At 45.0% G+C, this 26124-nt stretch carries 20 protein-coding genes; 11 read left to right on the top strand and 9 right to left on the bottom strand.

Annotated elements, in window-relative coordinates; translation table 11 throughout:
* Positions 1–102: 102 nt before the first annotated feature.
* The gene (locus R3O62_RS05975) at positions 103–1179 is read left to right on the top strand and encodes a glycoside hydrolase family 43 protein (protein ID WP_317472447.1); all 1077 of its coding nucleotides are present in this window, start codon (positions 103–105) and stop codon (positions 1177–1179) included.
* 311 nt (positions 1180–1490) lie between these two features.
* On the opposite strand, the gene R3O62_RS05970 is transcribed toward R3O62_RS05975, so the two are convergent.
* The 5 genes from R3O62_RS05970 to dut all read right to left on the bottom strand — a co-directional run bounded on the left by R3O62_RS05970 (position 1491) and on the right by dut (position 9668).
* Entirely contained in the window at positions 1491–5480 is a 3990-nt protein-coding gene (locus tag R3O62_RS05970; protein ID WP_269095341.1) for a hybrid sensor histidine kinase/response regulator transcription factor, read from the bottom strand.
* A gap of 71 nt (positions 5481–5551) precedes the next feature.
* Positions 5552–6865, bottom strand: a complete 1314-nt coding sequence (locus R3O62_RS05965) for a murein hydrolase activator EnvC family protein (RefSeq protein ID WP_005812111.1) — start codon at positions 6863–6865, stop codon at positions 5552–5554.
* Positions 6862–7449, bottom strand: a complete 588-nt coding sequence (locus R3O62_RS05960; protein WP_005812113.1) for a DUF4292 domain-containing protein — start codon at positions 7447–7449, stop codon at positions 6862–6864. The genes R3O62_RS05965 and R3O62_RS05960 overlap by 4 nt, the downstream gene beginning before the upstream one ends.
* Positions 7446–9203, bottom strand: a complete 1758-nt coding sequence (locus tag R3O62_RS05955; protein ID WP_269095343.1) for a tetratricopeptide repeat protein — start codon at positions 9201–9203, stop codon at positions 7446–7448. Before R3O62_RS05955 ends, R3O62_RS05960 begins: the two co-directional genes overlap by 4 nt.
* A gap of 30 nt (positions 9204–9233) precedes the next feature.
* Complete coding sequence (gene dut / locus R3O62_RS05950) at positions 9234–9668, bottom strand: dUTP diphosphatase (protein ID WP_005812117.1); 435 nt, start codon at positions 9666–9668, stop codon at positions 9234–9236.
* A 101-nt stretch (positions 9669–9769) separates the two neighbouring features.
* On the opposite strand from dut, the gene R3O62_RS05945 reads away from it, so the two are divergent.
* The gene (locus tag R3O62_RS05945; RefSeq protein WP_032531048.1) at positions 9770–11098 is read left to right on the top strand and encodes a deoxyguanosinetriphosphate triphosphohydrolase; all 1329 of its coding nucleotides are present in this window, start codon (positions 9770–9772) and stop codon (positions 11096–11098) included.
* Here the strand turns inward: R3O62_RS05945 and R3O62_RS05940 are convergent.
* From R3O62_RS05940 to R3O62_RS05925, 4 genes are all read right to left on the bottom strand, one after another.
* Positions 11070–12083, bottom strand: coding sequence for a GNAT family N-acetyltransferase (locus tag R3O62_RS05940; protein ID WP_005822786.1), 1014 nt, complete (start codon positions 12081–12083; stop codon positions 11070–11072). The two genes, R3O62_RS05945 and R3O62_RS05940, sit on opposite strands and share 29 nt — an antisense overlap.
* Positions 12084–12113: 30 nt before the next feature.
* A complete protein-coding gene (locus R3O62_RS05935; protein WP_005812123.1) occupies positions 12114–12932 on the bottom strand; it encodes a 1-acyl-sn-glycerol-3-phosphate acyltransferase in 819 nt (272 codons plus the stop codon).
* A gap of 264 nt (positions 12933–13196) precedes the next feature.
* Positions 13197–13685 (bottom strand): DUF4625 domain-containing protein, encoded by a 489-nt coding sequence (locus tag R3O62_RS05930; protein ID WP_005812125.1) that lies wholly within the window; start codon positions 13683–13685, stop codon positions 13197–13199.
* On the bottom strand, positions 13682–15841 hold the full coding sequence (locus R3O62_RS05925; RefSeq protein WP_269095345.1) for a TonB-dependent receptor: 2160 nt from the start codon (positions 15839–15841) through the stop codon (positions 13682–13684). Before R3O62_RS05925 ends, R3O62_RS05930 begins: the two co-directional genes overlap by 4 nt.
* A 602-nt stretch (positions 15842–16443) precedes the next feature.
* On the opposite strand from R3O62_RS05925, the gene R3O62_RS05920 reads away from it, so the two are divergent.
* The 9 genes from R3O62_RS05920 (at position 16444) to murD (ending at position 26106) form a co-directional block, all read left to right on the top strand.
* Positions 16444–16950 (top strand): RNA polymerase sigma factor, encoded by a 507-nt coding sequence (locus tag R3O62_RS05920; RefSeq protein WP_005779258.1) that lies wholly within the window; start codon positions 16444–16446, stop codon positions 16948–16950.
* Positions 16951–17311: 361 nt separating this feature from the next.
* The gene (locus tag R3O62_RS05915) at positions 17312–17812 is read left to right on the top strand and encodes an HU family DNA-binding protein (RefSeq protein ID WP_005812140.1); all 501 of its coding nucleotides are present in this window, start codon (positions 17312–17314) and stop codon (positions 17810–17812) included.
* A gap of 106 nt (positions 17813–17918) precedes the next feature.
* On the top strand, positions 17919–18371 hold the full coding sequence (gene mraZ / locus R3O62_RS05910) for a division/cell wall cluster transcriptional repressor MraZ (RefSeq protein ID WP_005812142.1): 453 nt from the start codon (positions 17919–17921) through the stop codon (positions 18369–18371).
* A 20-nt stretch (positions 18372–18391) separates the two neighbouring features.
* Positions 18392–19306 carry a 16S rRNA (cytosine(1402)-N(4))-methyltransferase RsmH gene (gene rsmH, locus R3O62_RS05905; RefSeq protein ID WP_005812144.1) on the top strand — a complete coding sequence of 305 codons (915 nt, stop codon included), beginning with the start codon at positions 18392–18394 and terminating at the stop codon, positions 19304–19306.
* A gap of 28 nt (positions 19307–19334) precedes the next feature.
* Positions 19335–19676 (top strand): FtsL-like putative cell division protein, encoded by a 342-nt coding sequence (locus R3O62_RS05900; RefSeq protein ID WP_005779267.1) that lies wholly within the window; start codon positions 19335–19337, stop codon positions 19674–19676.
* A gap of 27 nt (positions 19677–19703) precedes the next feature.
* On the top strand, positions 19704–21803 hold the full coding sequence (locus tag R3O62_RS05895) for a penicillin-binding protein (protein ID WP_032531123.1): 2100 nt from the start codon (positions 19704–19706) through the stop codon (positions 21801–21803).
* 17 nt (positions 21804–21820) lie between these two features.
* Positions 21821–23278 (top strand): UDP-N-acetylmuramoyl-L-alanyl-D-glutamate--2,6-diaminopimelate ligase, encoded by a 1458-nt coding sequence (locus tag R3O62_RS05890; RefSeq protein ID WP_022012504.1) that lies wholly within the window; start codon positions 21821–21823, stop codon positions 23276–23278.
* A gap of 84 nt (positions 23279–23362) precedes the next feature.
* A complete protein-coding gene (gene mraY / locus R3O62_RS05885) occupies positions 23363–24631 on the top strand; it encodes a phospho-N-acetylmuramoyl-pentapeptide-transferase (protein ID WP_005779275.1) in 1269 nt (422 codons plus the stop codon).
* A gap of 140 nt (positions 24632–24771) precedes the next feature.
* Positions 24772–26106, top strand: a complete 1335-nt coding sequence (gene murD, locus R3O62_RS05880) for a UDP-N-acetylmuramoyl-L-alanine--D-glutamate ligase (protein ID WP_005812148.1) — start codon at positions 24772–24774, stop codon at positions 26104–26106.
* Positions 26107–26124: the final 18 nt, after the last annotated feature.

Here is a 26124-nt window from a genome sequence, read left to right as displayed (position 1 = left end):
GGTTGACCGATTCACGTTAAAATAGCCTAAACTTGCCCCTCTCCGCCTTCAGCCCCCTCAAAAGGTATCTATATTTGTAACGTTGTTGTAAACCCCAAGCCTATGAAACTCATACATATCCCGTTGCTCTTGCTGGCACTCATCTGCTGTCCGGCTTGTCAAAACAAAAAAGCTCCCGTATCCAAGGAGGTCCCTTCCGGAGCCACCTATACCAACCCCCTACTGCCCGTGGGAGCAGAACCATGGGCTGTTTTTCATGAAGGCAAGTATTACTATACACAAGGAGCCGAGAATAAAATCATCCTTTGGGAAACGAATGATATCACCGATCTGGAGCATGCAACCCGGAAAGAGGTGTGGATACCGAAGGAGGTATCCAGCTCGTATCACCTTTGGGGACCGGAAATACACCGGATTGACGGAAAATGGTACGTATACTTCGCCGCGGACGACGGCAATATGGACAATCACCACATCTATGTGATCGAAAATGTCTCAGCCAACCCGCTGGAGGGTGAGTTCGTGATGAAAGGGCGGATCAAAACGGACAAAGACGATAACTGGGCAATCCATGCCAGTACGTTTGAGCACCGGGGTGAACGCTACCTCATCTGGTGCGGATGGCCCAAACGACGGATCGAGACCGAAACCCAATGCATTTACATAGCCAAGATGGAGAATCCATGGACACTCTCGTCGGATAGGGTGATGATTTCGGAACCGGAGTATGAATGGGAACGTCAATGGATTTCGCCCGACGGCAGTAAAACTGCCTATCCGATCCACGTCAACGAAGCCCCACAGTTCTTTGAGTCGAAAAACAAGGACAAAGTGCTGATATACTACTGTGCAAGTGGAAGTTGGACCCCTTATTACTGCATCGGACTGCTGACTGCCGATGCCGGCAGCGACCTGACAGACGCAGCATCGTGGAAGAAGCTGGACACGCCTGTCTTTGAACAACAACCCGAAGACAGTGTCTTCGGACCGGGCAGCCCTTCTTTCGTACCTTCGCCGGACGGAAAGGAGTGGTATATGCTTTATCATGCCCGAAGAATCCCGAATGACGCTCCGGGCGCAACAGACTCACGCAGTCCACGCCTGCAAAAAATAAGCTGGGATGCCGATGGAATGCCTCTCCTGGGAAAACCTCGCAAAGAAGGGATTAGTGAGAAGTGAAAAACACCTCTCCGCGCGATATTTAATTTATAAAAATTAAGAATCATCCCGACTTCTATCTATAAAAGCGGAACAGGGGGTACCGCTACTCCCCGCTCCGCTCCGATCACTCTTTCTCTCTCCAAAACGCCCCAAAGCAACCTTTCTGAAGGATTCGGATTTACGCATAGACAGAAATAAATCTGCGTATATGCGGAAACTTGCCTGCGCATATACGTAAATCCCCCCTTCTCCGGGAGGTCTCCGAAAGGCCGGACCAAGCCATCTTTCAGCAAATATTTTCGTAAAATATTATTCATCGCAGAAGATGATCAATGATAATCCTTGGGCAACACTCCAAACTGAATCTTAAAGCATTTGGCAAAATAAGACGAAGAACTGAAACCAATCTGCTCACACACGTCAGTAATGCGTACCCCGTTTTTCAATAATTCGGCAGCCTTGTTCAGGCGGATCGTCTTCAGATAGTCATTGGGCGGCATGCCGGCCAGTGCCTTTATCTTGCGATAGAAGTTGGAACGGCTCATATTGAGGGACTCCGCCAATGTGTCGACAGAGAAATGCTCATCAGAGAGCTGCGCCTCAACAGCTGCCCGCACTTTAGCCATCAGTTCGCAATCTTTCTGCGAAACGGAATATTCTACGAGACTGACGGGCGAAGCTCCACTGTTGCCGGACAATTCGGTCATCATTTTATGGAACGACTGGCGCAACTTCAGCAGGTTTTCAATCTGTTTGTGCAACTGGCGGATGGAGAACGGCTTTTCGATATACACGTCCGCTCCATACTCAAAACCTTCAACCTTAGCTTCCAACGTAGTTTTTGCCGTCAGCAGGATGACAGGAATATGGGAGTATTCAATATCTGTCTTGACTTTAGCCGTCAACTCCAAACCATTCATCTCAGGCATCATCACGTCGCTGACAATCACGTCTACCGTTTCATTGGCAAGCACTTCAAGCGCCTGCCGGCCGTTCTGGGCTTTCAGGACTTTAAACCAGGTGCTCAGTGACTCCCGCGTCAGATTCAACAGATCTACGTTATCTTCTACCAGCAGGATGGTAAACTTACTGCCCGGCGCCTCGGCAACCGATTCTTCGGCAACCGGATTCTGACTTTCCGGTATCAGCACTTCGGGCTCTTCAGAAGCCACCTCCTCACCCCAAGGCAAAGTGAGCACGAAAGAAGAACCGCCATACACGCTGTCCTCAAGACTTAACGTACCATGATGTGCTTCGGCCAACGACTTGGAGAAGGCCAGTCCGATGCCTGTACCCACCGCACCCGACTTACCGTCCTTCACCTGGTAGAAGGCCTCAAACACTTTCTGCTTCTCTCCATCCGGAATACCCGGACCGTCATCGCTCACCGAAACCCGGAAACCTTCACCGGAAGATGCCAATTTAATGTCGATACGGCTCTGGGCATATTTCACCGCATTACCTATCAGGTTGACAATAATCTTACAGACCTTTTCGCGATCCACCGAGGCAAAGATCTCACCTTCCGGGAGATCAAGCATCACCGAGATGCCTTTCAGTTCGGCAGGGCTTGTAAACTGCCCATAAACATCGCTTACCAGCTGATTGATATCGCACTTTTTCAGATTCAACTGTACTCCGCCGTTCTCCATCTTCTGAAAATCAAGCAGTTGATTGGTGACTCCCAAAAGGTAATTGACATTCCGGTCGATCACCGACAGGTACTTGGCATCCCGTCCTTCCCGTTTATCTTCCAGCAACCTTTCAAGAGGAAGACGGATCAGACTCAACGGGGTGCGGATTTCGTGCACCAGATTGATGAAGAAACTAATTTTTGATTTGTAGACTTCCTTCTCCTTCGCAGTCTGATACTCTTCCATCCGGTGTTTGTACTTCTTCTTCACATGCCGGTTCCATCGCCAGCCTGCATAATAGGCAAGTCCGATAAGAAGAAGCGTATAGATGCAGTATGCCCATGTAGTCAGCCACCATGGAGGCGTGATTACAATCAGGAGAGAGGTAGTCTGGTCATTCCACTTATGATCATTATTCGAGCCTCTTACTTCAAACACATATTTGCCAGGAGGCAAATTGGTATAAGAAGCCGTATTCAGTTCTGAATTGACCACCCACTCTTTGTCCACCCCTTTCAAGCGGTAGGAATAACGGTTCTTCAACGGATCTTCGTAACTCAAGGCAACGAAGCTAACTGAGAAAGTATTATATTCGTAAGGCAACGTAATGGTCTTGGCACGATAAAGAGGCTCTTCCAGATGAAGAATATCCTGTACCACCCGTTCATCTGTCGTATAGGGCAGACGTATTTCGGTGATATATACAGAAGGGATGTACTGGTTATCCATGAACTGGTCGGGAACAAAAGAATTGAACCCACTGATTCCGCCGAAATAGAGCTTGCCGCTTGCCGTCTTCAAAGATGACTGGGCAGTGAACTGGTTACCTTGCAGACCGTCATTGACCGTGAACTGGCGGAAATGCTGCTTGGTGATCGGGTTAATCGTTATCAGTCCCGCATTGCTTGATATCCAGAAATCGCCCGTCTTATCCTGCTCGATGGAGTAGATGACCCGATTGGGCAATATGGTATTGTCCGGATCAAAGTCAACGAATGTCTCCGTCTTCGGATCAAATGAACAAAGTCCTCCACCGTTCGTACCAACCCACATGGTACCTTTCAGGTCCTCAAACAGTGTAATCACGGAATTGTTGGTAATGGTAGTCGAATCATTCCTTTCGTGCTGGAAATGTTTCCAGTGTCCGTTCCGTGTGTTAAAGCGGAACACTCCACTGTTGGATGTGCCAATCCACAAATTGTCATACATGTCCTCCAGAATATCGACCACAGATACCATCGATCCTACCGTAGTGATGGTTGAAAAGTTATCTTCCTGAGGATTGTAACGGCACAGGCCCCAACTGGTCCCGACAAAAATATCTCCGCTGCGATCTTTGTAGACAGCCAGAACATCGTCACTGCAAATCGTGTTCGGGGTGTCCTGCAGATGATTGTACGACTTCACATGCCCGGTCCGGAGGTCGAGTACCTTCAACCCTTCGGCATAAGTGCCTATCCACAGACGGTCACCATCCAGCAACAAAGAGCGTATGTCATATTTCTTGTCTGCTTTCCCACCGATCGGATAAGCGGTCAACTGATGAGTGGACACGTCGAAGAAACATAAACCGTCGCGGGTACCCACCCAGATATTTCCTGCGGCATTCTCACAGAAAGGACCTACCACTTTCCCGGCAGTTACCCCCCCATCCCGGTAGACAGGAGGATAATAGTCGAATCTTTTGGTAGGTTTAGCCAGATAATTCACTCCTCCGAGATTGGTCAGTACCCAGATTCCACCTTCCGCATCACGCATCATCGCATTGATCGACTGGTCACTCAGGCTTCTGGGATCTGACGGGTTATCGATCCGCGAAAAAGTTTTATCACGCAAGTCAAAAAGGTAAAGCCCGTTGTCAGTGCCTACCAGAAGTTCTGTTTCCGAATAACTCAGCAGGCAGCGGATAACACCGAAATTCAGATGGGAGGCATTATAACTGTCCAGCTTTCCGGTGCGCTCGTTCAGGCAATACAGCAGATTGCTTCCGGCTCCGAACCAAATATCGCTGCGAATATCGAGCAAACAGTTAATGCGATAATTATCGGGATTATTCCCCGCGGATAAAAGAGGATAAGACTGTAGAAATTTGCCGCTCTCATCGAAGCAAAGCAAGCCCTCCTGTAAGGAAGAAGCATAAATGTGGCGGGAGTTACTTTCACAGACATCCCATACAAAAGAAGTCTGAAGGCTGTTTTGTGTCAGCACATCGGTCTTGGGATCATAGACAAACAATCCCTGCCCCAGAGTGGCAATCCAGATCAATCCGCTCTCGGTCTTTATGATTTTCTTAATCTCACTGCTGATAAAGACTCCATAGCGGGTTTTCTTGTCGAAATAGCTGAAACGGTCATGTTCCCGGTCATAAATATAAAGTCCCCAGTTGGTTCCCACCCATATATTCTGATTCTCTTCCTCAAAAAGCGCCTGCACAAAGTTATTCTCCAACGAGAACTTATCATTCAAGATATTCCTGTAAACCTTGTTGCCCCGCCCGTTATAACAATTTAAACCGTCGCTCGTGCCCAGCCAAATAAAGCCATAGCTGTCTTGCATGGCACACCAGACTGTGTTATGTGATAATCCGTCTTCTACCTGATACTTCTTAAAAGAGAAATAGGAGAATGCCTGCAACGGTGTTATCCCAAAAGCAAATAAAGTAATTAGTAGAGTGATGATTCGCATGTGTTGTATTCATTTAAGATTAAAAAAAACGACTTGTTGTTATGTATGTGCCTATTTGCCCAATGAAAGCGTCACCGGTTCAACCACGGTTCGGGGTTCAACTTATCCCTCTCTCTGCGCAGTTGGAAATGAAGGACAGTCCGCCCATTGTCACTGCCATCTGAGAAAATCGGACCGATAGCCTGCTTGGTGGTTACCGTATCACCGGATTTCACAGAAGCAGACGAGAGGTTACAATATACCGAAATGTAATCCCCGTGACGTATCAGTACATTAAAAAGCCCGTTCAACTGGAACACGGCTGCTACTTTACCATCGAAGATAGCACGTGCCTGTGCACCCGGCTTGCCTTGTATATCAATTCCTTTATTATCGAGTTTCACATTACGCAATCCTTCCACGGCATATTGTCCGTAATGGCTGGTAATGATGTAAGGACCTGTGATAGGCATCGGCAGTTTGCCCCGGTTGCTCACGAAATTACCCGAAAGTTCCCGGTCGGCCTTACTCATAGTGAAACGTTCCAGAGGCGCCGCCTTTTTCTTTGCCGGAGCAGTGCCGCTTCCCGTTGAGGAGGTCTTGTCCTCTTTGGCAGCCGCTTTCCGGCGGGCAGCTGCTTCCCGGCGAGCTTCTTCTTCGGCACGCTTGCGGGCACGCTCTATCTCTTCTGCAATCAGCTTGTCGATTTTTGCATTCAGCTGGTTAGCCTCACGCCGTTTTTTATTAATTTCGTTTTGCAGCCCCTTCTGTTTCTTCTGAAGGCTGGCCACCATCTCACGTTTCTCTTTCTCCTGTGCTTCCAGTTTAGCCTTTTCGCCCTCCCGTTCACGCAACAAGTTTTCTTTAGCGGCTTTCACCTGCTGAAGTTCTTTCTTCTTACGGTTCACCTGTTCCTGTTTCTTCAAGATCTCTTCTCCCTGCAGACGTTGATAAGTGGCATATTCTCTCACATAACGGAGGCGCCGGTAAGTCTGTCCAAGGCTTTTCGCAGAAAAAATAAACATCAGTTTCTCTTCAACCGATTTATTTTTATACAAGTACTGTACGGATGACTCATATTTCTTCTTTTTATCTTTCAGGTCACGCTGAAGCCCTCTGAGCTGACGCTCCAATCCGGAGATTTCTCTACCGACAGCCTCTACGTCATTGTTCATGGCAATGATATAGCGCTTTCTCTCCTCTATCTGCCCGGTAAGGGCGGCAAGCCCGTTCAACTGACTGCCTACATCTTTCTTCGTATTCTTCAGCAATGACTCAGTCTCCGCAATCTGTTGTTGCAAGGCACCACGCTTACTCTCCAGCTCCTTAATCAGTTTATTGGACTGAGCTGAAACAACAGTTGTCAAACAAAGACAGCTTACCAGAATCAAAAGAAAGCGGTTCATAGTTTCATCAGCATTTTTAGCAAGTCTTCTAATGCCACCTGAGTATACCTGGATGATACCTCGGTGGGGATTAATTCAAATTCGGCGGTCGAAAAATCAGACAGTCTCACTTTGGCTTTCTCCAAAGAAGGAATCCCCAGTTCACGTCCTGTAAGCTCTTTCTTCTCTCCCGGAAGGGAAGCTTTGAACAAAAGTTTCTCTAACCGGTCGAAATCGGCATTCTCAGGCAATAACTCTTTCAGTTCATCACGGGTTGCCCGTACATAACGTTTATTCATACGGTCTATCAGCAATACTTCATCCGGAGTGACCTCCATGCGCATTACTTCCGAACGGAACACCGGCATCAGGACAGACAGCTGAATCCGTTCGCCACTTTTCATTTTCATACTGCCACTTACAGTAATACTGCCGTTTTTGTTAGGCACTGTCAGCTGCAGCTTAGACGAAAGGTAAGCCGGTTCCACCGGTGCGGTCTTGACAACCTTCGATGTTTTACAACCCGCAAGCAGCATTACCAAAAGTAGTAAAGGCAGCAGGTATGACTGTCTGATAACAGATTTCTTAAACATACATCCTTTCATTCCGCAATGTATTTCTTCTTTTCTATTTTCTGTTTAAGTGTTTTCGATTCAGTACCCAGTTCGAGTGCTTTCTTCCAATATTTCAAGGCACCTTCTACGTCACCGGTCATAAAATAGATATCCCCGCAATGTTCAAACACCACGCTGCTCTCTTCTTCCGGTTTGGTATTCTTGATGGCATCGTCAATATAGATACGGGCCTCAGCATAGTTTCCTTTCTCAAAAAGAATCCAGGCATAAGTATCCAGATAGGTCGCATTACTCGGTTCGGCTTTTACGGTTTTATAACTCATCTCCTCCGCCTTATCGAGATCCCTGCGCTCTACCGATAAATAATAAGCATAATTATTTAGTGCACCGATATTGGACGGATTGTATACCAAAGCCGAATCATATGCTGCATACGCCTCCTTCATCAACTTTTTGGTATGATATACATCACCCGTAATTGTATAGAAATCGGAGACCATTTGCTTGTCACTCTCCGGAGTGACATGTTCCAGTGCTTTCAGGCTGACTTCCAGTACATCGTCCCAACGTTCGGCCTGATTATATGCAATAGCCAGATAAAAATAAAACTCCAAGGCATCCGGAGTTGCTTCAATCCCCGGCTCACAGATCTTAATCACCTGTTCATAATCATTCTTTCGGATGGCGGAACCTAATAAAGTCATGCGTGCAGCTTTATTGGTAGGATCTATCTGTACTACTTGCTCCAATACCGGAATAGACTGTGCCTCCATCCCTTTGGATAGTAGATACTGTGCATAAAGCATCGGAATTTGCGCGTCGTCCATATCCATTTGCATCATCCGGTCAAACAGTCCGATAACCTGTGTACTGTCTTTTCCCTCCTGTTCGCTCTGGACGATAAACTGCCTCATCACATTCACCTTTGTATCCGAAGGAACTTTCCGGTTCAGTAGCAAAGTATCCATCTGTTGTTCAAACAGTTCTTTCTGTCCGGTCTGCTCGTAATACGAAGCCAATGAAAACAATGCCATCGGATTGTCCGGTTCTGCGGCAAGTACTTTCTTATAAGTATCATAAGCTTCCTGCTTCTTGCCATTCTGCATATAGACATCGCCCAGAATCACCTGATAGCGGTAGTCCATCGGATACTCATTGACCAGGCTCTCTATTTCTTCAAAAGCCTTTTTGTCATCCTTCATTTGCAGATAGATACGAAACTTCTCCATTGTAATCTGCTCATTCTTCCCCATTTTTTCCTCTATACGGTTTAGGGTAGAAATAACTTTGCCATAGTCTTCCTTCTGATTATATAAATCGAGCAGGTTGAACAACGGATCTTGTTTAGCGGGAAAACGTGTCGCCATCTTTTCGAGTATTCCGATCGCTTTTTCTTTCTGATCCTGCTGTTGGTACAGACTGGCCAATGCCTGACTATACCAATAATTATCAGGAGCATAAGCAACTGCTTTCTCCAATGCTTCCTGCCCCTGCGCCACTTGTTTAAGAAAAAGATAATACTGGGAAATCTCGTATAGAGCTGCCGAACCGGTTGGATTAATAGCCAAACAATGTTGTAACAGGTCGAAGGCGGCCGTATACTCCTTTTTCACTTTCAGACGTGATGCTTCAAGAAAGAAATAGTCATATTTACGTTGCTGCTCCGGAGCGAGTTTTATCTCCTGAACGGTAGCTTGCCCTGACGGTTTCTCCACCTTACGGGATGAACCACAGGAGGCAAACAGAAGCAACAGCACTCCGAAAAGCAATTTATCTATCTTCATTTTACTACAATTATTGATTCAATCGAACTTCTATCCTCTTCCGGTATGCCCGAAGCCACCTGCACCCCGTTCCGTTTCGTCCAAGATCTCTACTTCTTGCCACATCGCCTGCTCATGACGTGCAATCACCATCTGTGCAATACGTTCCCCATCTTCAATGACAAACGTCTCAGCCGAAAGATTCACCAGGATAATACAAATCTCCCCACGATAATCGGCATCAATTGTTCCGGGAGAATTCAAGACAGTAATCCCTTTCTTCAAAGCCAGTCCGCTCCGAGGACGAATTTGCGCTTCAAATCCCTGTGGAAGAGCGATAAACAGTCCTGTAGGAACCAGACACCGTTGCATCGGCTCTAAAGAAATCGGTTCGGAAATATTAGCGCGGATGTCCATTCCTGCAGAAAGTTCGGTTGCATATGCCGGAAGCGGATGCTTCGATTTATTGATTACTTGTACGTTCATATTCAGTATGTTTACTATTTAACGGGCGAAAATACGCAATTTGAGCCTAAAATTCATACTTTTGCAGTTAAATAATGTGCAAATACCCAATTGTAAAGATCATGATGGACTGGAAAAGATTGATTTCAGCTAAACGTTTCGGCATGGAAGAGTTTCACGAGGAGCGTCAGGAAAACCGTTCGGAATTTCAGCGGGACTACGACCGCCTTGTTTTCTCTGCCCCTTTCAGAAGGTTACAGAACAAAACACAGGTTTTTCCGCTCCCGGGCAGTATATTTGTTCACAACCGATTGACGCATAGCCTTGAAGTATCTTGCGTGGGACGCTCTTTGGGCAATGATGTATCAAAAGCGATCCTCACACGGCAACCCCAATTACAAGACTCTTTTCTGCCGGAGATAGGCTCTATTGTTTCTGCCGCCTGCCTGGCACACGATTTGGGTAACCCTCCCTTTGGACACTCCGGCGAAAAAGCGATTTCCACTTTCTTCTCGGAAGGTAAAGGAACACGGCTGCAAGATCAGCTTTCACCGATGGAATGGGATGATTTGACACATTTTGAAGGAAATGCCAACGCTTTCCGCTTATTGACACACCAGTTTGAAGGACGCCGGAAAGGGGGATTCGTACTAACTTATTCTACCCTGGCTTCTATTGTCAAATATCCTTTTTCATCGAGCCTTGCAGGAAACAAGTCCAAGTTCGGTTTTTTCACGACCGAAGAAGAAGGATTCCGCCGCATCGCAACGGAACTGGGACTTATCCAGATTAGTGATCAGCCATTAAAATACGTACGCCATCCATTAGTTTACCTCGTAGAAGCAGCCGATGACATCTGTTACCAAATGATGGATATCGAGGATGCCCACAAGTTGAAAATCCTGACTACGGAAGAGACTAAGGAGCTGCTTCTGGCTTATTTCACAGAGGAACGCCAATCACGTATTCGTAAAACATTCAACATTGTCAACGACACAAACGAACAGATAGCCTACCTCCGTTCTTCTGTCATTGGCCTGCTGATCAAGGAATGTACCCGGGCATTCTTAGATAACGAAACCGAAATCCTTTCCGGCACATTTGAAGGACCTCTTATCAAGCACATCTCGGAGCGTCCGGAAAAAGCATACAAACATTGCTCGGAAGTATCGTTTAAGAAGATTTACCGTTCACGGGACGTACTGGACATTGAGTTAGCAGGTTTCCGGGTCATCAACACGCTCCTTGAATTAATGATAGATGCTGTCACTTCGCCGGAGAAAGCCTATTCACAGCTGCTTATTAACCGCGTATCAGGGCAATATAATATAAAAGCGCCTGCACTCTACGAAAGAGTACAGGCGGTGCTTGATTATATTTCGGGCATGACCGATGTCTTTGCCCTGGATCTTTATCGTAAAATTAACGGGAACAGTCTTCCTGCGGTGTAACCACTTTCGGAGTGAAAACTTTATTTACACCGGAAGTTATCTGGCAGTCTTCCGGATCGTTCTTAACAAACGATTCGATGTGACGCATGCGCTTTTCTTCAAGAATTTCGTCTACAGCAATCAGGATACCGGTTTCCTCCACATCTCCAAATCCATAATTAATAGCCGTGCCAAACATACGCATAGTCGGGCTCAGACTCATATAAGCATTTACCAGAGGGGGGATATTAAAGCCAAGCTTACGGATCTCACCGTTCAGTATCCGATAATCATCTTTAAATGAATCTTTGCAGAAGATTCTCGCCAGTTCCGCCTCTTCTGTTTCCATCTCAAGCGGTTTCATCGGGGTAATGAGTCCGTCTTTATCCCCAAAATGTTTCTTCAGGAAATACAGAATCATGTCTCTCCCCTGACGGTGATAACTGGGATACATGGTTACTTTACCAAAGAAATATTTCACATTCGGCATAACTACTGTCAATGCTCCCAATCCGTCCCACAAATTATCCAAGGCAAATAATCCCTTGCTTCCGGCACGGGTTGACTGATATTCCAACGTAACGAACGAACGTCCAAGTTCAATAGTCGTAGGCAGGAACTCCTTCACAAATTTATCCGAGAAATTAAACATGTGTGAAGTAGCGAGAACCGGCGCACCATGCTCGTCAAAACGTACGTCTGTCCCCAGAATGTACCGATAACCTCCCAGAATTTCTTCTGCTTCAGGATTCCAGACAATCAATTGTTTATACGGATTCTCCATGGTGTCATACTCATCGATATCCATCGATAATCCCGTACCGCCTCCTGCTGCCCGAAAAGCAATCTCACGCAAACGCCCGATCTCCCGCATAATATTGGGAGAATCCTGATAAGTAATAATGTATATCTGGTTATTACTCTTATTGGTCATACGTAGCCGCTTGTCTTCAGTCAACTCAGCTTTAATCAGCTCCTTGCTTACCGGTTCAATAACTTCTTCCATATACTTTGTTAGTAGTTGTTCCTTAATCTGTTACAGTTTATACACGATATCTTTCACATACTGTGCCCACTCTGCCGGAGTTTTCGATTTATCGAAAGTCTGCCATGGAATGGGTTTACCGAAAGTGACAGTAAATGTTTTATGACGATTTTTCAGCATCTCGTCTGCCAAATAAAGCATAGCAATATTGAATTTGATCCCCAGTGTCTTGCAGACATTAGCCAAATTATAAAAGAAATCAGAATTACGACCCTCAAAATGGACAGGAACCACATCACGCTGGAACTGGACACTTTTTACGATAAATGTTTTCTTCCAGTCAGGGTCCCGGATCACTCCATTCCGACGCCGGGAACAGAGTCCCGCAGGAAACATAATGAGTTGGTCATCCGACTTGAATCCGGCTTCTACCATCTTCGGAAAATCTTTGGCCTGCTTGCCCGTTTTATTAATAGGAATACACAAGGGTGCCAATCCGCGAAGATTCATCAACAAATCATTTACCAGATACTTCACCTTCCCGTCAAAACGGCGTCCCAAAATATACCCGAGAGAAACTCCGTCCTGTCCTCCCAACGGATGATTGGACACAAACGTATATAAACCATCTTTCGGAATATTTTCCAGTCCTTTCACATCCAGCTTTGCATCCAGAAACTCAAGACAAGCCTCCAGAAAATCCACTCCCACTTTATCTTTTGAGTCGCGCAGAAAAACGTTTAGTTCCTCCTGATGAACGATTCTCTTCAGATAGGAGACGACAAACTTTGGTATGTACTTGGAGTGCTTCGGAGCTTTCGTCTGAAGTATCTTATCAATATCTATTAAAAATAAAGAGTCGTCAGCCATTCTTTTTAGATGAAATGATTGCGCAAAATTAACTGTTCTTTTTTATTAATCGCAATAAATCGGTAGAAAATACAGATTTTGTCCTATCAAAAAAAGAAAAAGAAGGCGATTTATGAGAAAATGGAGAAGAAAAAAGAGAAGAAAGAGTGCTAATAATCAAGCGATAAAGAACAATACACAAAAGAGGGCCATGCCCGAAGACGGGAGTTTAAACTTCCCATCCGTCGGTATGGCCCTGTCCATATTCAGGTTCAGGTATTCCACTTAATCATGGTGATGCTCACTCTCTACACCGCCTGTCGTACTTAATACGATATTACGTGCTACGTAAGTTTCATTACCAGACCGGTCCAAACAGTATACCATCAGATGATAATTTCCCGGAGTGGCATCTGCCGGTATCTTAATGTCATGGTTATGTACACGCGCCTGTTTTTGGCCTGCCTTATCCGTATATGTTCTCTCAAAAGCAAAAGGTTTGGTTGTTCCTCCTTCTGAAGCCCTGGTATGCGAATGGCCGTCAAAATTATTATGAATATTAATCTTATAGGAAGCAATTGCTTCGTTATCAGCTATATCCATCTCAAAATGCACTCCGTTAGCATCTCCGATCTTCAACACTGCACCTTCTTCAGGTTCCAACAGATTAATAACGGGCTTTACCGTATCGCCTTCGTCATCTTTTGAACAGGACACAAACAAGAAAGAAAAAGCCATCAGGCCGATTATTGATAAATAAATTCTGGTTTTCATTTTAATAAACTTTTAAATGGTACTTTAATTAAAATCTGAAAGTTACGTCCCGGTTCCGGGATTTCAACTTTCCGGTAAAAACTAAGGTGATTAAGATATCCGGTATCGGATAAATTCCGACCCGATAAAGTAATTTCTGCTAATACACCTCCCATTCGGAGATTGGCGGATATCCCGGCATTCAGTAACTGTGCTCCGGGAGTAGGATCCTCATTCCGTGCTACCCGGTGTTGTGCGGCAATGTGCTGCACCTCACCATAAATACTGAAGTTTTTATACCTCCACGTCAGCGTATTGCGAAGGGAAGCCGGAGGGGAAAAACTCAGGGGAATATGTTCGTCACAATTATAAGTATAGACATATTCTCCACTGACACGATAGTTGAAATGACGTAAAAAGTCAATTCCCACTGTCGCCTCACCACCCGCAAACAACGCTTCCGCACCGGTATAACGGTAAATCTGTCCGGCATGGGGCAACACCGACCATTCTCCGGTAGGCCGAAGAAAGATGTAATTGCTGAACCAACTGATAAATGGCGAAAAATTGACCGATAACGGACCATTCTCATAGGTATACGAGACATCCAGTTGCCAACCACGCTCGGACGAAAGAGCCGCATCTCCCTGTTCATGACGGAAAGTGCCGTGATGAACACCGTTCGATGCCAGTTCATTGGCCCCCGGCAAGCGGAAACTATGCCCGATATTCACTTGAAGCATGTGTCCTCCGGAAGGGGTCCACACCACTCCCAGCGAACCGGAATAATCACCAAAATGGCGATGGACAGCATAGCTACGCCACTCATATTTCCGGATAAAATCATCATCATATCCCTGCTCCCGCAGATAAATCGCAAGATAAGGATCAGTATAAGCAGATGCATCTATCTTTCCGTAATCATAGCGAAAGCCCCCACTGACTGACAAAGCAGGACCCGGACGGTAAGTTGTCATCCAGAAAGCCCCTGTGGTGAATCTCCGGTAAGCAGGCAAAAGGAATGAATATCCGGAAATAGTATTCCTCTGATACTGTATATCCCAACCTGCTATATGTTGCCACGAAGCAGCTCCAAACAACTTCAACTTAACAGCCGAACTATAAGTATTCAATATAAAAGCCAACTCTTTGTCAGGATCCTTCTCCGGAACAGGCTGAGTATCATAATGGGTATGAAACCGGCTCCATTCCTCACGATGATTCTTCTGATAGCCGATATCCCATATCAATGCCGATCGATCCCACAAGAAGCTCTGCTGGGCAGATACCTTCAGATGGTTCACCTGACTGTAAGGTAGTTCTATATTGCGGCTGCTCCCGTCATCCTGCAAACGCGATATATCAGGAATACCGTGTGCTCCGGGAAAGAAACCGGTTTTCTGAAAAACATTACTTACTGAATAGGAAGACTTGTATCGTCCATACCTGAAACCGGCTGTCCAACTGACATCTCGCTCAAAACCTGCCGTATTTTTCAGTTTCCGGTGATAGACAGGCATCCGTTGGGTAAGATACACAATGGTATCTGCCGGAATACGATAATCGCCAAAATGCTGCTCCGAATATCTCGCCCAGGTATACCAGGCGTCTTTCTTTATTCCAAGCATCAGCGAGCCTCCCAACGTTCCGTTTACAGATTTTCCCAGCAAGTCCGCTTCACCAAACAACTGGTTACTGGTGGGTAATGGTAATGGAGCCAATTCAATAGCACCTCCCATAGCATCACTGCCATAGAGCAGTGAAGCAGGTCCTTTACGAATAGTCACCTGTCCTGCATTGAATGCATCCAGTTCCAGCCCATGATCGGCTCCCCACTGTTGTCCCTCTTGCTTGATTCCATTCTCTACAACCGAAATCCGGTTGAATCCCATTCCCCGGATCATCGGCTTAGAAAAGCCCGAACCGACATCCATCGAATGTATTCCCGGAATCGTTCCAAGAGTCTGTATCAAGTTGCCAGTGAAGTGTTCACGCAAAAACTCCTTTCCTACCACCTCCATATGCCATGTCGAATTCTTATTCTTCAGATGTCGGTAACTCTCCGTCACCACCACTTCGGATAAGGACACAGCTTTCAGTGAATCGGGCTCCTGGGCATGCAAGGTAGAGGTTAAACACAATCCACCCAGCATACCCGAAATAAATCCGATACGCATATTTAATCGTTTTAGTTAGATAAAACTGATAAACGGGCAAACAACAGATATCTGCCCGAGAAATTATACGATATGACGAAAATTGGAAGGAGGTCCGCGAAGATAATGCGGATAAAAAGCAGTAGCAAGCTTCTTATCCTGAAAAGTTCCGGTCTCCCATCTTATATAGAAAGGTATATAAGTCAAAAGAGCAGGAGACGTCTCGATGAATGGAGAAAGCATGAATTGGCAAATGGGACAGGTGTCACATGCGTGATGTGTTTTCCCGGGCTGCGTATTTGTGCAGGTTGCCGATGTTTCATCGCAATGATTATGAAAAACCTTCACGACGGACAAGGGCATGAATGTCATCAGCAACATCCATGCAAGCCAAATCCTATGTATAGTATTTCTCCTCATGCCCATTCATATTTAAACCGACGCAAAGATAGAAAACCTCTTGTCTCAAAAACACCCAAAAACTATCAAAATACACCTAAAAACTATCATTTGACAGTTTTCGCCCTGTTTTAAGCCTAAATTTCCCCCATCACAATTAAAAAAATGCCGTAAACTTGCATCATCGAAAAACAACGAATATTCACAATTTAAAAAGCAACGTTATGAAAAGTTTAAGCTTCAGAAAAGATTTAATTGGAGTTCAGGAAGAACTACTTCGCTTTGCATACAAACTAACAACCGACCGTGAAGAAGCAAACGATTTGTTGCAGGAAACCTCTCTTAAAGCGTTAGATAACGAAGATAAATATACTCCCGACACTAACTTTAAAGGATGGATGTACACTATCATGCGCAACATCTTCATTAACAACTACCGTAAAGTGGTACGCGATCAGACTTTTGTAGATCAGACCGATAACCTCTATCACCTGAGCCTTCCGCAAGAGTCCGGATTCGACAGCACCGAAAGCCGTTATGACTTGAAAGAAATGCACCGCATTGTCAATTCATTACCCAAAGAATATAAAGTACCTTTCTCCATGCATGTTTCCGGATTCAAATACCGAGAAATAGCCGAGAAACTGGACCTGCCGCTCGGAACAGTAAAAAGCCGCATCTTTTTCACTCGCCAGCGTCTACAGGAAGAACTGAAAGACTTTAGACAATAGGCCACATACATTGTCGATTTCAATAAATCATTTTAGTGCAGATTTTTAGTTGTGTATCAAGGAGCAGGAAGAGAGATTCTCTTTTCCTGCTCCTTTTCTTTCGCACCATTTGAAACATAAAACAAAGAAACGTCCCATATTTCCTTGCTAATATTCTCACTTTAGCATATCTTTGCTTAAAATTTATGATTAAAAACATCCGGATGTATTAATATAGAACATCCGGATGTTATTCTATAAAAGACCCGGATGTTTTATCCATAAACATCCGGATGTTTTTAATCATTAGATATAGATGTTATAGATTAACACAATAAGAGAAAGACAGAGAAAGTATACACATAAAAAAAACGAAGTACTAATGTCCATCAACTACGCAGTCACTAAGAAAGTAGACAAAAGTAAAGGTGTCGTCAAAGAACGTTATTATGCCACAACACGAGCTTTACAGAAAAAGCCTGTAAACAGTGTACAGATTGCTAATCAGCTCGCAGAAAGAAGTTCTCTTCAAAACGGAGACGTACTCTCTGCACTTACTCAACTATCGGACATTATTGCCGCCCACTTGAAGGAAGGCCGCACCGTTTCTATCGATGGATTGGGCAATTTTTATCCCAGCATCACCAGTGAAGCGGTGGATAAACCGGAAGAATGTACCGCCAACAAAGTATGGGTATCCCGCATTTGCTTCAAAGCCGCCCCGACTTTCCTGAACAACGTGAGGAAAACCGATTTTGTCAGTCTGCAACTAAAATACGGACGGAAGCCCACAAAGCCACAAAACGGCTCCGGGAAGGATACAACCGACTCTATCCCCCACCAGCAAAGCATCTCCGAACATAATTCATTATCAGACGAATAAGCAATTAACAATCGGTTGAAAACTTCTCCGAAAGTTTTTGGTGGAAAATTGTGGGGAATTGTGGGGAAATACCTACTTTTACGGTCGCTTATTATAATAAGGTGAAATGATACGTTTTTTAGGCAATATTGAAGCTAAGGCGGACGCGAAAGGAAGAGTTTTTATCCCCGCCCAATTCAGACGGCAGCTACAAGCCGGTTCTGAAGACAAGCTCATCATGCGCAAAGACGTATTTCAAGACTGCTTGGTACTCTATCCGGAAGAAGTCTGGAATGAAGAGCTGAATGAACTCCGGCAACGACTAAATAAATGGAACGCTAACCACCAACTTATCTTCCGCCAATTCGTCAGTGATGTAGAAATTATCACGATAGACGGAAACGGGCGGATATTAATACCCAAACGCTATCTGCAAATAGCCGGCATACAAAGCGACGTGCGCTTTATCGGTGTAGACAGCAAGATAGAAATATGGGCTAAGGAACGTACGGAAATGCCCTTTATGCCCCCCGATGCATTTGGTGCAGCCCTGGAGGAAATTATGAAAGAAGAACGGTGAACAACGAACAAAGAGGTAAAATGAAAGAAGAAGAAACAACATATCATGTACCGGTACTGCTGAAGGAAAGCGTAGATGCCATGAACATTACCCCGGACGGGACGTATGTAGACGTTACCTTCGGCGGGGGAGGACATTCCCGCGAAATACTTTCGCGTCTTGGAAACGGCGGACGCCTGTTGGGTTTCGATCAGGACGAGGATGCCGAACGTAACATTGTAAACGACCCGCACTTCACTTTTGTACGGAGCAATTTCCGTTATTTGCATAATTTTCTGCGCTACCACGATATTGAAGGAGTAGATTCCATATTGGCTGATCTGGGAGTATCTTCACATCACTTCGATGACAGTGAACGGGGATTCTCTTTCCGCTTTGACGGAAAACTGGATATGCGCATGAATAAGCGTGCAGGCATCACAGCGGCCGATGTGGTAAATACATACGAAGAAGAACGCCTGGCAGATATTTTTTACCTATATGGTGAACTGAAAAACAGCCGCAAACTGGCTTCCGTCATAGTCAAAGCACGCAGCGGACAGAAAATAGAAACGATCGGTGAATTTCTTGAAGTAGTGAAACCGCTTTTCGGACGCGAACGCGAAAAGAAAGAATTGGCAAAGGTATTTCAGGCACTCCGCATTGAAGTAAACCAGGAAATGGAAGCACTGAAGGAAATGCTGATGGCAGCAACAGAAGCATTGAAGCCAGGAGGACGGCTGGTGGTAATCACCTATCACTCTTTGGAAGATCGCATGGTGAAAAACATCATGAAAACCGGTAATGTAGAAGGTAAAACAACGCAGGACTTTTTCGGCAACCTGCAAACTCCCTTCCGCCTGGTAAACAACAAAGTAATTGTGCCCGATGAAGAAGAGATAGCACGCAATCCGCGTTCACGCAGTGCCAAACTGAGAATAGCCGAAAAGAAGTAAGAGAACAGAGTGAAATAAGAGAAGTGAAATGGAAGATAAAGAAGCAAAAAAGAAGAAAAGCAATTCCCTGAAAAGTATTCTGGGAGGTGATATTCTGGCAACGGATTTTTTTCGCCGCCAGACTAAATTGCTGGTACTGATTATGGTGCTTGTCATTTTCTACATTCATAATCGTTACGCAAGCCAGCAACAGCAAATCGAAATAGACAAGTTGAAAAAAGAGCTGATTGACATCAAATACGATGCACTGACCCGAAGTTCGGAACTGATGGAAAAAAGCCGCCAGTCACGAATAGAGGACTATATATCCACCAAAGAAAGTGATTTGCAGACATCGACCAATCCACCTTATTTAATCAGAACGAAATAAAAGATGGCTGTAAACAAGAAAAATATAATGACCCGTTACTTCTTCGTCATCCTGCTGATGGGATTGATTGGAGTAGCCATTGTTGTCAAAGCAGGCATCACGATGTTTGCCGAACGTCAATATTGGCAGGATGTGGCCGACCGTTTCGTCAAAGAGAATGTAACGGTAAAGCCCAACCGCGGAAACATCATCTCTTCCGACGGCAAACTAATGGCCAGTTCGCTGCCGGAATATCGCATTTATATGGATTTCAAAGCCGGTGGAGTAAAGAAGGACACCATGCTGATGAATCATCTGGACGAAATATGTGCAGGACTCCATAAGATATTCCCTGATAAAAGTGCTTCGGAATTTAAAGCGCACCTTAAAAAAGGACGGAAACAGGGAAGTCGCAACTATCTGATTTATCCAAAACGTATTTCATACATCCAATATAAAGAAGCCAAACGCCTGCCGGTATTCAACCTGAATAAATACAAAGGCGGTTTCCACGAGTTAGCTTATAACCAAAGAAAAAAACCTTTTGGTTCACTTGCAGCCCGCACACTGGGGGACTTATATGCTGACACCGCCCAAGGTGCCAAGAATGGCATAGAGTTAGCTTTTGACTCCATACTGAAGGGGCATGACGGGATTACCCACCGGCAAAAAGTGATGAATAAATACCTGAATATTGTAGATATTCCTCCGGTAGATGGTTGTGACCTTCTTTCTACGATTGATGTAGGCATGCAGGATATTTGTGAAAAGGCCCTGACCGATAAACTGAAAGAGCTGAATGCCAAAGTAGGAGTAGCCGTATTGATGGAAGTAGCGACCGGAGAGGTTAAAGCCATCGTAAACATGATGAAAGCCGGAGACGGCAACTATTATGAAATGAGAAACAATGCCATCAGTGATATGCTCGAGCCGGGTTCTACCTTTAAGACAGCTTCTATCATGGTGGCACTTGAAGACGGTAAAATCACACCGGAAGATGTAATAGACACAGGCAATGGTGTCAAGATGATGTACGGTCGTCCCATGAAAGATTGGAATTGGCGCAAAGGCGGATATGGTCCATTGACAGTTACACAAATACTGGAAGTATCTTCAAATGTGGGTACATCCAGCATTATTGATAAATATTATGGTAGTAACCCGCAAAAGTTTGTCGACGGACTGAAACGAATGAGTATCGATCAGCCTCTCCAATTGCAAATAGCCGGAGAAGGTAAGCCTAATATCAAAGGTCCGAAAGAGCGTTACTTTGCAAAAACTACTCTGCCGTGGATGAGCATCGGCTATGAGACCCAGGTACCACCGATGAATATCCTTACTTTCTACAATGCCATTGCCAATAACGGTGTTATGGTGCGTCCCAAATTTGTGAAAGCAGCCATAAAAAATGGTGAAATAGTGAAAGAATATCCGACAGAAATTATCAATCCGAGAATCTGTTCGGAACGGACCCTGAAACAAATACAGGAGATTCTTTATAAGGTTGTGCATGAAGGTCTGGCAGCCCCGGCAGGCTCCAAACAATTTGCCGTTTCGGGTAAGACGGGTACGGCGCAGATCTCACAAGGTGCTGCCGGATATACATCGGGAGGAGTGAACTATCTGGTCAGTTTCTGCGGATACTTTCCCTCAGAAGCTCCAAAGTATAGCTGTATCGTTTCCATACAAAAGCCAAATCCTCCTGCCTCCGGAGGCTTGATGGCCGGTAGCGTTTTCAGCAAAATTGCCGAAAGAGTGTATGCCAAAGACCTACGTTTGGACATTCGGAACGCAATCGATACCAATACGGTAGTGATTCCCGATGTTAAAGCAGGCGAAATGACAGAGGCCAGACAAGTATTGGAAGGATTGAATATTCAGACTCAGGCAGAGTTTAAAACTAAAAAGAATAAAGAAGTTTGGGGACATGCACAGGCAGCTCCCAAAGCAGTGATCCTGCAGGGAAAGGAACAATTACGGAACTTTGTACCCAGCGTTATCGGCATGGGAGCCAAAGATGCTGTTTACCTGCTGGAAAGCAAAGGATTGAAAGTGGCTCTGTCGGGAGTTGGCAAAGTGAGAAGCCAATCGTTGCCCCAGGGTACTACAATAAAGAAAGGACAAACCATCAGTATCCATCTGAATTGATTATTATAGATTAAGGTATGAAATTAAAAGAGATTCTAACATCTATCCATCCGGTAAAAATAACCGGAAATCAGGATATCGAAATAACCGGAGTTGACATCGACTCCAGACAGGTAGGGTCCGGCCATTTGTTTATGGCCATGCGCGGTACACAAACCGACGGACATGCCTATATCCCGGCAGCAATTGAGAAAGGGGCCATAGCCATTCTCTGCGAAGAGTTACCTGCAGAACTAAACGAAGAAATTACCTACATTCAGGTAACCGATAGTGAAGATGCTGTTGGTAAAGTAGCTACGGCTTTCTATGGAGACCCGACTTCGAAAATGGAACTGGTGGGTGTCACCGGTACAAATGGAAAGACGACGATTGCCACCTTATTATATAATACATTCCGGTATTTCGGTTACAAAGTGGGGCTTATCTCTACGGTATGCAATTATATAGACGATGAAGCCATCCCTACCGAACACACTACTCCTGACCCGATTACGCTGAACCGTCTTTTGGGACGTATGGCAGACGAAGGCTGCAAATATGCTTTCATGGAAGTAAGTTCGCACTCCATCGCGCAAAAAAGAATCAGCGGACTGAAGTTCGCCGGCGGCATCTTTACGAACCTGACACGCGATCATCTGGACTACCATAAAACAGTAGAGAATTATCTGAAAGCAAAAAAGAAATTCTTCGATGAACTGCCTAAAAGTTCTTTCAGCCTCACCAATCTGGACGACAAAAACGGACTCGTGATGACGCAGAATACGAAGTCGAAAGTATACACGTATTCTCTCCGCAGCCTGAGTGACTTCAAAGGGAAAGTACTGGAGTCACATTTTGAGGGAATGCTTCTTGACTTCAACAACCATGAGCTCGCAGTACAGTTTATAGGAAGATTCAATGCTTCGAATTTATTGGCCGTATTCGGCGCCGCCGTTTTACTGGGTAAGAAGGAAGAGGAGGTATTGGTTGCACTTAGTACGTTGCATCCTGTTGCCGGACGTTTCGATGCCATACGCTCTCCGCAAGGATATACAGCGATCGTAGACTATGCACACACACCGGATGCTTTGGTCAACGTCTTGAACGCCATACATGGAGTGCTTGAAGGAAAGGGCAAAGTGATTACTGTAGTCGGTGCCGGTGGCAACCGGGATAAAGGCAAACGTCCCATCATGGCAAAAGAAGCAGCCAAGGGAAGCGACCGGGTTATCATCACCTCAGACAATCCACGATTCGAAGAGCCACAGGACATCATCAACGACATGTTGGCCGGACTGGACAACGAAGACAAGAAAAAAACACTGAGCATTGCAGACCGTAAGGAAGCTATACGCACAGCTTGCATGCTTGCTGAAAAAGGAGATGTGATTCTGGTTGCCGGAAAAGGACACGAGAATTATCAGGAAATCAAAGGAGTGAAACATCACTTTGATGATAAAGAGGTTTTAAAAGAGATTTTTTCATTGACTATTTAACGGACAATGATTGAAGTAATTCCGATGCCAAATGCCTGATTCCTTCAATCGTAACCCATAAATCGTCTCATTGTAAATAAAGTTATGTTATACTACTTGTTTGAATGGCTACATAAACTCAACTTTCCGGGTGCCGGAATGTTTGGGTACACCTCGTTCCGGGCATTGATGGCTGTCATCCTGGCGCTACTCATTTCCAGTATATGGGGAGACAAATTCATCAATCTGCTGAAACGGAAACAAATCACCGAAACGCAGCGTGACGCTAAGATCGATCCGTTTGGAGTTAATAAAGTAGGCGTACCCAGTATGGGAGGTGTGATCATTATTGTAGCAATTCTGATTCCCTGTTTATTACTGGGAAAACTGCATAACATCTATATGATATTGATGTTGATAACTACTGTATGGCTGGGATCTTTGGGGTTTGCGGACGACTATATCAAGATATTCAAGAAAGATAAAGAAGGCCTCCATGGCAAATTTAAAATCATCGGACAAGTAGGACTCGGGCTGATTGTCGGACTGACTCTATATCTGAGCCCTAATGTAGTAATCCGCGAGAATATAGAGATTCAGAAATCAGAAAACGAAATCGAAGTGATACATGGCACCCACGACCTGAAATCAACCCAGACCACGATTCCATTTTTCAAAAGCAACAACCTGGACTATGCAGACCTTGTGGGCTTCATGGGAGAACATGCCCAAACGGCCGGATGGATTTTGTTTGTCATTATCACTATCTTCGTTGTAACAGCCGTATCCAACGGCGCCAATCTGAATGATGGTATGGATGGTATGGCAGCAGGCAATTCAGCCATCATCGGACTGACACTGGGTATACTGGCCTATGTATCGAGCCATATTGAATTCGCCGGTTACCTGAATATCATGTATATTCCGGGAAGTGAAGAATTGGTAATTTTTATATGTGCCTTTATCGGCGCATTAATCGGTTTCTTATGGTACAATGCTTATCCGGCACAGGTATTCATGGGTGATACAGGCAGCCTGACCATTGGAGGAATCATCGCAGTATTTGCTATTATTATCCACAAAGAATTGCTGATTCCGATTCTCTGTGGTATATTCCTGGTTGAGAACCTGTCAGTACTCCTGCAACGCTTCTATTATAAAGCAGGCAAAAGAAAGGGGGTAAAACAACGTCTTTTCAAACGGGCACCGATACATGACCATTTCCGTACTTCGATGAGCCTGGTGGAACCGGGATGCAGTGTGAAATTCACAAAACCGGATCAACTGTTTCACGAATCCAAGATTACAGTCCGCTTCTGGATTGTAACCATCGTGTTGGCAGCCATTACGATTATAACACTAAAGATAAGATAACCCAAAGTGACAGGTAACAGGCTACAAGCTACAAGTGCCTGCTGCCGATCACTGAGTATGAACCTCAAACTTGTAGCATAGAGACAAAGGATTTACCGACCGTACACAAAACTCCGGTTGATAAACCATAACTAAAAATCATGAAAAGAATTGTAGTATTAGGAGCCGGTGAAAGCGGTGCGGGAGCAGCCGTTCTGGCAAAAGTAAAAGGATTCGATACTTTCGTATCGGATATGTCTGCCATCAAGGATAAGTATAAAACTCTCCTTGACAGCCATGGCATTGCCTGGGAGGAAGGCCGGCACACAGAAGAACGGATTCTGAATGCAGATGAAGTGGTGAAGAGCCCCGGAATTCCTAATGACGCCCCCCTAATTCTGAAATTGAAAGAGCAGGGTACGCCCATTATCTCTGAAATAGAATTTGCCGGCAGATACACTGATGCAAAGATGATCTGTATCACCGGTTCGAACGGAAAAACAACTACGACCTCACTTATCTATCACATCTTTAAAAGTGCCGGATTAAATGTGGGACTTGCCGGCAACATTGGTAAGAGCCTGGCATTACAAGTAGCGGAAGAGGAGCATGACTATTATGTAATTGAACTGAGTTCATTCCAGCTGGATAATATGTATAAGTTCCGTGCGGATATTGCCGTGCTGATGAATATCACACCAGACCATCTGGACCGATACGATCACTGCATGCAGAACTATATCAACGCAAAATTCCGTATTACACAGAACCAGACATCAGAAGACGCTTTTATCTTCTGGAATGATGACCCTATCATCAAACGTGAACTGGATAAACACGGCATCTGTGCCCATCTGTATCCATTCTCGGCAATTAAAGAAGAAGGGTCTATCGCTTATGTAGAAGACCATGAAGTAGTGATTACCGCACCAATTGCCTTCAACATGGAGCAGGAACAATTGGCTTTGACGGGACAACATAACCTTTATAACTCTTTAGCTGCCGGGATTTCTGCAAATCTGGCCGGCATTACCAAAGAGAATATACGAAGGGCGCTCAGCGATTTTCAAGGGGTAGAGCACCGTTTGGAAAAAGTAGCACGTGTACGGGGGATTGATTTTATCAACGACTCCAAAGCAACCAACGTCAACTCTTGCTGGTACGCTCTGCAAAGTATGACCACCAAAACAGTGTTGATCCTCGGGGGTAAAGATAAAGGGAATGATTATACGGAAATAGAGGAGCTGGTTCGGGAAAAATGCTCGGCATTGGTTTACCTTGGATTGCACAACGAAAAACTCCATGAGTTCTTCGATCGCCTGGGACTTCCCGTAGCAGAAGTACAAACCGGTATGAAGGATGCTGTAGAAGCAGCCTACAAACTGGCAAAAAAAGGTGAAACGGTATTGTTAAGCCCGTGCTGTGCTTCATTCGACCTTTTTAAGAGTTATGAGGACCGTGGTGACCAATTTAAGAAGTATGTAAGAGAATTATGAAATAAGAGTCTCTGAGCT

The organism is Bacteroides hominis, from assembly GCF_033042785.2.
GTDB classification, from domain to species: domain Bacteria; phylum Bacteroidota; class Bacteroidia; order Bacteroidales; family Bacteroidaceae; genus Bacteroides; species Bacteroides hominis.
This window is presented reverse-complemented; position numbering and strand designations above follow the sequence as displayed.